Annotated in this window: 9 protein-coding genes; all 9 read right to left on the bottom strand. The window is 61.2% G+C overall.

The annotated features are described in order from the left end of the window. Positions 1-76: 76 nt before the first annotated feature. Positions 77-523, bottom strand: coding sequence for a divergent PAP2 family protein (locus tag ABYO54_RS08300; protein ID WP_372807783.1), 447 nt, complete (start codon positions 521-523; stop codon positions 77-79). Positions 524-736: 213 nt separating this feature from the next. Then, on the bottom strand, positions 737-3103 hold the full coding sequence (locus tag ABYO54_RS08295; RefSeq protein ID WP_372807782.1) for an AsmA-like C-terminal region-containing protein: 2367 nt from the start codon (positions 3101-3103) through the stop codon (positions 737-739). Beyond that, positions 3104-4891: a DUF4340 domain-containing protein gene (locus ABYO54_RS08290; RefSeq protein WP_372807781.1), complete on the bottom strand. Its 1788-nt coding sequence runs from the start codon at positions 4889-4891 to the stop codon at positions 3104-3106. Positions 4892-4898: 7 nt separating this feature from the next. Beyond that, entirely contained in the window at positions 4899-6329 is a 1431-nt protein-coding gene (locus ABYO54_RS08285) for a GldG family protein (protein ID WP_372807780.1), read from the bottom strand. A 17-nt stretch (positions 6330-6346) separates the two neighbouring features. After that, complete coding sequence (locus ABYO54_RS08280; protein ID WP_372807779.1) at positions 6347-7099, bottom strand: ABC transporter permease; 753 nt, start codon at positions 7097-7099, stop codon at positions 6347-6349. Further along, positions 7096-8037: an ABC transporter ATP-binding protein gene (locus tag ABYO54_RS08275; protein ID WP_372807778.1), complete on the bottom strand. Its 942-nt coding sequence runs from the start codon at positions 8035-8037 to the stop codon at positions 7096-7098. The genes ABYO54_RS08280 and ABYO54_RS08275 overlap by 4 nt, the downstream gene beginning before the upstream one ends. Before the next feature lie 73 nt (positions 8038-8110). After that, positions 8111-8314, bottom strand: coding sequence for a DUF6485 family protein (locus ABYO54_RS08270; protein WP_372807777.1), 204 nt, complete (start codon positions 8312-8314; stop codon positions 8111-8113). Then, positions 8314-9369 (bottom strand): histidinol-phosphate transaminase, encoded by a 1056-nt coding sequence (hisC, locus tag ABYO54_RS08265; RefSeq protein WP_372807776.1) that lies wholly within the window; start codon positions 9367-9369, stop codon positions 8314-8316. Before hisC ends, ABYO54_RS08270 begins: the two co-directional genes overlap by 1 nt. 130 nt (positions 9370-9499) lie before the next feature. Continuing rightward, positions 9500-10499 (bottom strand): histidinol dehydrogenase (gene hisD / locus ABYO54_RS08260; protein ID WP_372807775.1); only part of this gene is annotated, 1000 nt, incomplete at its 5' end.

Below are 10499 nucleotides of genomic sequence, written 5' to 3'. Positions count from 1 at the left end.
CATTCCTGCCGTTCTCATTCTTGAGCACGCCGCCCGCTGAAGCAGCGATACCGCTGCGTCGATGACGCGCGGCGCGTTATATTTTGGGGATAAAGCGGAACGAAGCCATGGCCGTGACAATGCCCGTGATCATCCCCATGAACACCTCGAGACGGGTATGGCCGAGCAATTCCTTCAGCTTGGTTTCGGATAGGTGGTGCTCGTGCAGGAGCTCATCGACGATCGAGTTGAGCACTTTGGCCTGCTCGCCGGCGGCTTTGCGCACGCTCTGGGCATCGAACATCACCACGACGGCAAACGCGGCGCCCAAGGCGAAGATCGGGGAATCGAACCCTTCGTACAATCCCAGCGAAGTGGCGAGCGCCGTCGCCATCGAAGAGTGGGCGCTCGGCATGCCGCCCGTGCTGACCATATAGCTGAAGTCGAGTCGGTGCGACCCGATGAAGCAGTTGACCATCTTTGCGAACTGGGCAACCATCCAGCCAAACAGGGCCGCCCATAATCCAGGATGCAGAAAATCCATCGTCCATACCCTCTCGGTTACCACGGAAAAAGATAGATGCGGTTTTGCACCGATTCAATTCGCATCTACATCTTCCTGCGCGGTCCCGGAATCCTATTGCGCCCGGGGCAGCTTTTCCAACCGCCACTGCGGATCGGCCAGCGTGCCCTCGAGCTTGAGTTCGAAAATGCTGAAAATCGGGTCCGTGATCGCCCGGACCAGCTTGCCCAGCCCCTAGTCGCTGAACACCTGGGTATGGAGCAGGACATCGAATCCCGTGCGGTTCGAATAGGTTCCTTTGGCCTTGGCGTTCATGAAGTCGCCCGAGAAATAGGCATCGTCCGAAGAGACCACCCCATTCTTCAGCTCAAAACCACCCGAAAGCTTGGTAATGGAAAAAACGCTGAAGGAGGAAAAAACGTTGCGCATCAGGCGGGAGAAGCCGCTAAAGAAGCGCAGGTCGGCCAGCTGGCCGTCTTTCACCTCGACGCGCCCCTTGCCATTGGCGGCTTCGAAAAAGCCGCGCTTCATGTCGGCCGAGATGGCGGCATTTGCCTTGAGGTTGCCGGAAACGGTGTATTCGACCTCGGGGCGGAGATAGGAGAGGAACGAGCGGAAATCGACGCCGCCGAGCCGGGTTTCGAGCGTGTAGGGCATGGTGTTGGTGGCGGGATCGAGCTGGATGGAAAACGTCCCGCTGCCTTCGCCGCCGTAGAGGTTGAAGCCGGCATTTTTCACCAAGATGCGCGGCCCCTTCCCCATGACGGTTGCCTTGAACCGCTCCAACCGGGCCACCGGAATCTCGAGTACGTCGGCCTCGACCTCGGCCGAGAAATCGGTCGCGCGCATGGTTTTCCAATCCAGTTTTCCGCGCGCACGGATCTGCGTGTTGCCGCCGCAGAGAATCTTGTTGCCGAAAACCTCGAAGCCCGGATAGGCGACGTCCTCGATCACCGCAGGCGGCATACTGCCGAACGCATCGAACGCAACGGTATGGTTGCCGAAATCGATGGAGGTCGATCCCTTGAGGAAGTCCACCCCCTGCATCGCCGCGATCGGATCCAGGCGCAACACCTTGTTCTTGTAGGCGGCGAAGGTGTTCACCGAAGAAAACCGAACGCCATGGATGGCGGCATCGTTGGCCATGGCCTGAACGTCGATATAGAACGTGCTCCAATCCGCCAGGTTCGAACCCAGCTCCAGCGAGATCTGCGGCGGACGGTCGGCAAACTTGAAGCGGTCGATGACATTGGTGGCAATCGGGACCATGTCGAGCGGGCGGATCAACAGGTTGGGATCGAAGCTGCCGGTAGCGCTCACCCCGAATTCGTTTGCCGCCGCATCCCAGAAAACGGACCCGGTTGCGGAACCGCCTTGCATGCAGCTTCCATATTGTTCCGCCTTTTCCCGCTGGCCGAGAACCGTGCCCGAGAGCGCGGTCAAATCCAGACGATCGTTGCGGCGGGTCAGGTTGCCCTCAAGCCGGTCGATCTCCAGCTCCCGGTAGTTCACCTCTTCGACCAAGAACGAGCCGCCGACGGCATTGAGCAGCCCCTTGGGCTTGGCCGGTCCGAACGCCAGCGAAAAACAGGGGAGCGATTCAAACTGCAACTGGGCTTTCACGAGCACATCCAGCACCGGCTGGGGAAGCAGCAAAAGGGGTTGCGTGGAAACAATGGTGTTCTCCATCGTCCCCTCCACCAATCCGCTCGCGAAGTCGTAGCGCCCGGCCACGACCAGCGAACGGTTGTCGAGCCTGAGCTCGATGCGCTGCGCATCGATCGCGGGATAGCGGAATTCCCCTTTCAGCTCCAGGCCGGAGAAGCCGACGCCGCGGTAGACGATGTCCACCGCCCGGGCATCGAGCGACAGATGGCTGGCCGCCAGGTTGCCGGAATCCACCACGAATTCCAGCGCCACCTCCGCCGCGCCATTGACCTTGAAGGCCTTGAGATGGTTTTCGAAGGCCACGAACTGTTCGCGGGAGATCCAAACGGGCGGAGCCGTCTCCTTGGGCGCAGGTTCCGGCGGGCGGACGACGGCCTCCTTTTGGGGGGGCGCCTGCGTGAGCACGGTTCCATCCACCTTGAACCGCCCCCCGATCCACGACAGTTCCCCGTCCGAAAGCCGCACCCGACCATCGTGGAACCCGAGCGTCAGGCGCACGCCTTCGACCGTCCGGAACGGGCTCGCTTCGGGGATATCCACCCCCCATTCGACGGAGGGGGCGATGGCGATGGAATCGGCCTCGACCTCGAAGACCCAGTCGCCGGATTCCGCTTCATCGAAAAGAATCAGGCGTTCGAACAGCACATTTTGCGCAAAGAACATCGGCTCCAGGTCGTCGGGGTGCTTGCTGTAGTAGCGCATGTTTTCCGCGCGCCAGCCGCGCAGCGTGAGGCGGACGCGCTCGACATCCACGGGAATTCCCTTGGAGTTGACCTGGCGCACCACCTCTTTCAACACGAAGCCGGGCACCCCGTAGGTCCGCAAAAAAACAAACAGGAAAATGAGCAGGAAAACGACGACCGAAAAGATTCTGACGCAGACCCGGCAGGTCTTGAACGTTCGCTGGGCAAAACGCTGGCAGGATCCGCCCATCTATTCCCCTGTGATTGCCCGGGGCGGCTGCGGATCGGAAAGCAAATTCGCCGAGAGCGCATTGACCACCGATTTATCCAACAAGAAGACGACATCGCGGCCCTTCACCATCGAATAGAACCCCTCGGGGACTTCGCGACCGACGAGCAAAACGCGCCCGAGTTCGTTGAGGGAAGCGAACCCGACGTGGAGCTCCAACGCGGGGTGGTCCAGCCCGTAGATTGCCAGGTCGGGCGGATTGTAGTCGATGTAGCCCGAGGCCCGCACCACGGCGAGCTGAGCGAGCAACTTTGCGAAGGCCGGGGAATTGACGCGAACGTTGCCGTTGGTTCCCTCCAAAACGAAGGAGCGGTCTTCAAGGCGCGTGACGACCTGGCGGGATTGGCCGTCCTTCGTTACCGAAATCTTGCCGATCGTTTCCACGTCGAGATCCCAGACCTTGCTGTCCTTATAGGTCAGCGGATAAACGACTTCGTCCGGGATCTCCGCCACATTGACTTGGTGGACGGTCTTGTCGTTGCCTTTTCGGATCAGGAGGCCATCGTGCGTGCCGGCGGAGGGCAGCACCTCGATGTGGTTCGTCGTGCCCAGCAAGGTGGATCCATATTCAAAGACCCATTCGGGCGCCACGTTGTTGATGGCCACGTCGTATTCAATCACCACGGCATCGACCCACAGGCGGGCCAGGCCGGCAACGGCGCCGGGATCGGCATTCCACGCCACCGGGGAGACGGTTTTCCACCCGACGGACGGTTCGAGCGCCAACGCGAGTTGCTCGGTTCCTTTTTTGACGGAAATCGACGTGATGTCGCCCAGCATGAGATCGAGCACCCGGGCATTGCGGATCCGCTTGGCCGGCGTGTTGAGCAGTTGCAGCACGTCGGCGCTCAGCGTGAAGACCGACGTATCGTCGGAGCGGCGGACATAAACGAAGCCCGGGCGATCCGGCACATCGCCGCCAATCACCAGCATGCGCGAGGTGCCATCGCCGCCGCCGAGCGAAATTTGCCGGGTCTCCGCCTGCAGGCCGTAGATGGAGAAGTCGGAGACGTTGTCGGCCACGAAATCCTGGATCCGCAGGCGGTAGAGTTTTTTGATGAACTCCTCGACCTCGCGCGGGTCGGCCGGGGCCGTAACCGGCTGCTGGAGCCGCCAGCCGGCCTGCGGGTCCTTCACCAGCTGGACAAAGCCGGCCTCGCCGCGGATCTCGATCCGGCGGACCCCGGCGGCCTTGCCGGAAAAGAGCTCGCGGTCGCGAAGCAGGTCGGGTCGGGACGGGACGATGGACAAGAGCTTGTGCGGGACCGTATAGATGTCGTCGATGCCTTCCTGCTTCACATAAACCATGTCGCCCAGCGGCGTACGGCGGCCCACCACCCAGCAGTGCTTCCCTTCGTTGTCGGTTGCGCGGATCTCGACGAGCGGATTGTCGAACCCGTACTCCGAGGGGTCGACGCCGCGGATTTCCAGATGCTTGCGGGTGATGGTGGTCCCCTTGCCCATCGAATTCAGGCCCGAAACCATGCGGTGGATCAGTTCCACGTCGGCCCGGCCCATGCCGGCGTCCGTCCCCCCGGCCATCCAAACCCCGTTCTCCTTGGAGAACCGCACCACGGTATTGGTCAGGTGGAACTCGACCATGCCCAACGACGTGGGGTCGAGGTCGAACAGGCGAATCCGGCGGATCACCGCCGGGGAATTGCGCGTACGCCAGGATTCCTGGATGCCGATAAACGTCCCCAGCACGACGATGGCGATCAATAAAACAATGGTGGAGCGACCTTTCATGAATCTCCTATTTTCTTCTACGCACCCAAACGAATAGCCCAAGCACCATGGCGATGGCGGGAATCCCCGTGACATTGAGCCAGAACATTTGGTTCAACTGCTTGCGCGAAAGACTCAGCTTCACTTCCTCGATCGGTTTCGGCGCAATCGCCATGAGCTCCTCGCGTTCGAGCAACCAGTTCAAGGCACTCATGAACAAGTCGACGTTGCCGCCGACCAGCCCGCCGTTCGTCACGAAATCGGAATCGCCGAAGACCACCATGCGCGAGGGTTTGATCTGCACGTCGAGCACCTCCTGGGTGGCGCCGCGTTCGACCGCCACGCCGAGGGAGAACGGGCCGCGCTTATCGCCCTTGTCTTCGTCGAACCTGGCGGTCGACTCCTCGGTCTGCATTTCCGACCAGCTTTTTTCGGACGTAAAGAAGAGCGGGACGACCGAGGGGCGGTCCTTGGCGGTGGCGCCCTCCTCCTCGGACAGCGGCTGGATGGAGCGCGGCAGGAAAAACTGGACGATCGACCCCATCTCCATGCTGATCGGGTGGGCGTTGTAGCGCCGGATATGCACATCGCTGCCGCGCAGGGTGTTTTCGGGATCGACCACGATATCCTGCCGCAGGGCAACGCCCCAGCGGCGCAGCATCGGTTCGAGTCCGGTTTCCTTCAAGGCATCCAGCATCACCATGACGCGGCCGCTGCGGTTCAGATAGTCCTCGATCATCTCCACTTCGATGGAGCTCATCGTTTTGTCGGGGCCCGCGATCACCAAGGCGGCGGCGTCGTCCGGCACCAGTTTTTCGCCGCTGAGCATGAGCTCCGCGACCTCGAGGTTGTCGCCCAGCACGGTGGTGCCGATCCTGGAATAGCCCGAGATCTGGTCGAAGTCGGTCAGGCGATGTTCGCCATGGCCGACGAGGAAATAGACCTTGGGCTTTTCGCCCTGCATCAGCCCGTAGATGGCGCTGGAGAAGGCCTGCTCGCCCTTGAACGCGGTGTAGGTCGGCTCCTTGTGCCCCTTCAGGACCCGGCTGTCGGCGAGATCGGTCTGCTTGACCACCTTGCGCTTGTCGCCGATATCGAACACGACCACCTGCGCTTCGGTCAGGCCATACTTGTTGGCGAGCTGTTCGGTGCGGGCCGGGTCGCGCGCGGGGTCGACCCACTCGACCTTGATGTTGCGCGAGTGGTATTGGTATTCCTCGAGCAGGTTTTCGATATCGTAGAAGAGCTTGTGCTCTTCCTGGAAGAAGACCGTGACGGTGATCTCCTGCTCGAGTTCGCGGAGCAGCTTGAGGGTTTTGTCCGACAGGTCGTAGTAGGCCCGGCCGCTCCAGTTGGCGCGCACCGGATTGCGCAGCGAAATGAAACAGACCATCTGCACCACCACGAAGGCGAGCAGGACGGCGAACAGAGAGTTTAAACTGGAAAGAAATCGCTTCATGTGCATCGTCCGAACATCTAGGCGCGGCGCCCTTCAACGACCCGCGTTGCCGCAAACAGGAACCACGCCGCATAGGCCAAATACATGACCACGATCCGGCCATCCATGATGCCGCGGGAAAAATCCATCATGTGTACGTAGGGGGAATAGTATTGGCCGATCACGCGCAACACCGGGTTTTGCGCCGAGTAGGCCAGCAAGGCCAGGCTGAACGACGCGCCGAACAGCAGCGCAATCCCGCCGATCGCCGCCACGATCTGGTTCGAGGTCACACTCGACATGAACAGCCCGACGGAAATATAGAGCACGCCCACGAGCAACACGCCGATGCCGCCGGCCCGCAACGCGCCGACGTCCGGGAACCCGACCACGTCCGCCGAGCAAAGCTTCGCCTGAATGAAGGCATAGACGAACACGGGCAACCACAATACGATATAGAAGACCAACGCCCCGCAAAACTTGGCCAGCACCAACTCCGGCACCCGGACCGAGGTGGTCAGCAACGCCTCAAGCGTGCCGAGCTTCTTTTCCTCGGCAAACAGGCGCATCGTGATCAGCGGCACCACGAACGGCAACGAAATGGAGAGCAGCGGCCCGCTGAACATCAGCTGCGTCGCCACCGTCAGCGATTCGCCGGATGCGAGCTGCGACAGCAGCCAGATGAAGTTGCCGCCCGTGAGCATCCAGAAAAAAAACATCACCACGTAGGCGATCGGAGAATAGAAACAGGTGCGTACTTCCCGTTTGAGCAGACTGAAAAACACGCTCATGATTGGTCCCCCTTGTTGCGGGTGATCTGCACGAACGTATCCTCGAGCGAATGCTGCTGCTCGCTGAGTTCGCGCATCGGCCAGCCCTCGGCCACGGCCAGATTGAACAGGTCGACGCGCATCGCGGCGGAATCGGCCTCGATCTCCACCCAAAGCCAACCGTCGGCCAGCTCGTTCGCGTTGCGGACATCCAACCCGGCCATCCGGCCGATCTTCTCGATGGCGGCGGCCTTGTTGGCCATGATCTCCATCTCGATGATCGAGCAGGCGTGCAGCTTGCGGTGGAGGTTTTCCTCGGTGTCCGAAGCCACGATGCGGCCTTCGTTGATGATCAGGATGCGTTCGCAGATGGCTTCGACTTCCTGAAGGATATGGGTCGAGAGCAAAATGGTGTGGCGTTCGGCCAGCTGGGTAATCAGCTCGCGCACTTGCCGGATCTGGTAGGGATCGAGCCCCACGGTCGGTTCGTCGAGCACCAGCAGATCGGGGTCGTGCACCAGACTGTCGGCCAGGCCGACGCGCTGGCGGTAGCCCTTCGAAAGCTGGCCGATGATCCGCTTGCCGACGTCCGTCAGGCTGCACTGTTCCTTGACCTCGTCGATTTTGGCTTTGCGGGCGGACGCTTTAACGCCCTTGAGCTCGGCGCGGAAACGCAGGTATTCGTCCACGCGCATTTCGGGATAGAGCGGGCAGCTTTCGGGCAGATAGCCAATGCGGCGGCGCACTTCGCGGGCCTGGGTGGCCACGTCGAACCCGGCCACTTCGATGGTCCCCGAATTCATGGAAAGATAGCCGGTCAGCATGCGCATCGTCGTCGTTTTCCCCGCCCCGTTGGGCCCCAGGAACCCGACGATCTCTCCCCGGTTGACCTCAAACGAAATATGATCGACCGCCAAACGCGCCGGATATTTTTTCGTTACCCCAGAAACCTTGATCATAAATAAAGTCCGTCTTGTTTGAACGGGGCATTATGCCCGAACCCCGCACCGAGTCAAGCAACCCGGCAGGGAGTCAGCAAGCGCCGCAGTCCTTGCAGAAGTTTGCGGCGGAGCGGTTCCAGGTGGCCTCGCCCGCTTTCGTGAAGAAACAGCCGGGAATGGCCCCCTGGGCGCGGTGGTAGGCCACGCACTCGCAACACATGCCGCGCTTCGCGCAATCATAGGTGCAGGTGCAGTGCTTCAGGTTTTCTTCCTTGTTCGGACAGGCAGCGGCCATCAAGCACCTCCGTTGACAATGGCTTCGACCGCATCGAGAAACTTGAACATTTCCGGCGCGGTTCCGACGGTTACGCGCAGATAATCCTTCGTCCGTTCGTCGTTGCCGAAATAGCGCACGATGATCTTTTTCTTGCGCAGCTCCTCGAACAGGGTTTTCGCCTTGATCCCCAAGGGCTTGACCCACAGGAAATTGGTTTGCGACTTCAGGACGCTCAGCCCGAGCTCCATCAGCTTTTCCGCCACCATTTCGCGGGTTTCGACAATGGCGGAGACGTTGGCCTTCATGGTGTCCTGATCGAGCACGGCGACGCGGGCGATCTCCTGCGTCAGGTAGTTGACGTTGTAGGAATCCTTGATCTTGAACATCGCGCCGATGAGCTCGGCGTTGCCGACGCAGTAGCCGAGGCGGATGCCGGCCAGCGAATAGGACTTGGAAAGCGTCCGCCCCACCAGCACATTGTTTTTGCCGAGCGCCAGATCCATGCAGTTTTCATCGGCGAAGTCGGCATAGGCCTCGTCGATCAACACCACGCCGTCAAACCCGTCGACGAAGGGTTCCACGTCGGCCTTGGCATAGCGCAGGCTGGTGGGCGCGTTGGGGTTGGTCAGGAAAAAGAGCGAGGCGGAATAGTCCGCCGGCATCTGCCAGCCATAGGCGGCGTCCAGCGAAACGGGGCGCTTTTCCACGTCCTCGATGTCGGCCAAGACCGGATAGAGCGAATAGGACGGGTCGAAATAGCCCACCGAACCGTCGCGCTCGACAAACGAACGGATGCACAGCGCCAGCACTTCGTCCGACCCGTTGCCCACGAAAACGTTTTCCACCGCGCAGCCATGCAGCTCCGCAATCACCTTGCGCAGCTCCATGCAGACCGGGTCCGGATAGCGCGAAAGCACCGCGATATCGATCATCGACAAAATATCCTGCACGTCGGGCGAGGGCAGGTACGGGTTCTCGTTCGTATTCAACTTAACGATGCCGGCGTCTTTGGGCTGCTCGCCGGGGACGTAGCCCGACATCGCCTGCACCGATTTTCTAATCAAATGGCTCATGGTTTCCTTAAATAAACGGGTTCGCGGCAATCGCACCGCCATCCTCCCGTCCTGCGTTAAAATCCTGGCACCGCAACCCGGCCCCCAACGACGGGGAACCGCGGCCGGGCCGTCCGGCGTGACGTTTGGGCTATTTGCCGAACCGGATGGTGGCGGAGCGGGCGTGGCCATCGAGGGTCTCGATGCGGCCAAAGGCTTCGACCGCCGGCAGGGTATCCTCGAGATCTTCCTTGGTGAATTGGATCAGGCTCATGCGGCGCCGGAAATCCTCGACCGTCAGGCCGGAAAAATAGGCGGCGGTCCCGCCGGTCGGCAACACGTGGCTGGGCCCGGCAACAAAGTCGCCCACCGATTCCGGCGTCCATTCGCCGATAAAGAGCGCGCCGGCGTTTTCAACCTTGTCGACCCACTTGGACGGGTCCTTGACGATGAGCTCCATGTGCTCCGGGGCAAACCGGTTCGCGAGCAGGATGCCCTCGGCCATGCTTTTGACCACGACGAGCAACATGCCCTGCTTCAAGACGGCGGCAATCGGTTCGGCGCGAGAGAGCGTTTCGGCCTGCTTGAGCACCTCGGCGCGAACGGCTTCGGCCTGTTTTTGCGAGGTCGTGATCAGCATCGCCTTTTCCGACCCGGTGCCGTGTTCGGCCTGCGACAGCAGGTCGGCGGCCACGTGGGCCGGATTGGCCGAAGAGTCGCAAACCACGGCGATTTCGCTCGGGCCGGCCACCATGTCGAGCGCCACGTCGCCATACACCTGGCGCTTGGCGGCCGTCACATAGGGTCCGCCGGGACCGACGATTTTGCGGACCTTCTTGATCGATTTGGTGCCATAGGCCATGGCACCGATGGCATGCACGCCGCCCACCTTGTAGATTTCGGTGGCGCCCGCCAAATCCAGCGCATAGACGATGTAGGGGTTGAGCTTGCCCTCGGCATTGGCCGGGGAACAGGCAACAAGCTCCTTCACGCCCGCCACCTTGGCCAGCGTCAGCGTCATCAGCGCGGTCGAGGCCAGCGGCGCCGCGCCGCCGGGAATGTATGCGCCGACGCGATCATACGGAATAAACCGTTCCCCCAGCATGCCGCCTTTGGGCGTGGCCATTTCCCAGTCGTCGCGCAACCCGTTT

It is taken from the genome of Pontiella sp. (assembly GCF_041622395.1).
GTDB lineage: Bacteria > Verrucomicrobiota > Kiritimatiellia > Kiritimatiellales > Pontiellaceae > Pontiella.
The sequence above is the reverse complement of the archived record's forward strand: the minus strand, read 5'-3'. Positions and strand labels throughout refer to the sequence as shown.

Coding starts and splice junctions, on each gene's coding strand:
- ABYO54_RS08300 (WP_372807783.1), bottom strand. CDS start 523: ATGGATTTTCTGCATCCTGGATTATGGGCGGCCCTGTTTGGCTGGATG.
- ABYO54_RS08295 (WP_372807782.1), bottom strand. CDS start 3,103: ATGGGCGGATCCTGCCAGCGTTTTGCCCAGCGAACGTTCAAGACCTGC.
- ABYO54_RS08290 (WP_372807781.1), bottom strand. CDS start 4,891: ATGAAAGGTCGCTCCACCATTGTTTTATTGATCGCCATCGTCGTGCTG.
- ABYO54_RS08285 (WP_372807780.1), bottom strand. CDS start 6,329: ATGAAGCGATTTCTTTCCAGTTTAAACTCTCTGTTCGCCGTCCTGCTC.
- ABYO54_RS08280 (WP_372807779.1), bottom strand. CDS start 7,099: ATGAGCGTGTTTTTCAGTCTGCTCAAACGGGAAGTACGCACCTGTTTC.
- ABYO54_RS08275 (WP_372807778.1), bottom strand. CDS start 8,037: ATGATCAAGGTTTCTGGGGTAACGAAAAAATATCCGGCGCGTTTGGCG.
- ABYO54_RS08270 (WP_372807777.1), bottom strand. CDS start 8,314: ATGGCCGCTGCCTGTCCGAACAAGGAAGAAAACCTGAAGCACTGCACC.
- hisC (WP_372807776.1), bottom strand. CDS start 9,369: ATGAGCCATTTGATTAGAAAATCGGTGCAGGCGATGTCGGGCTACGTC.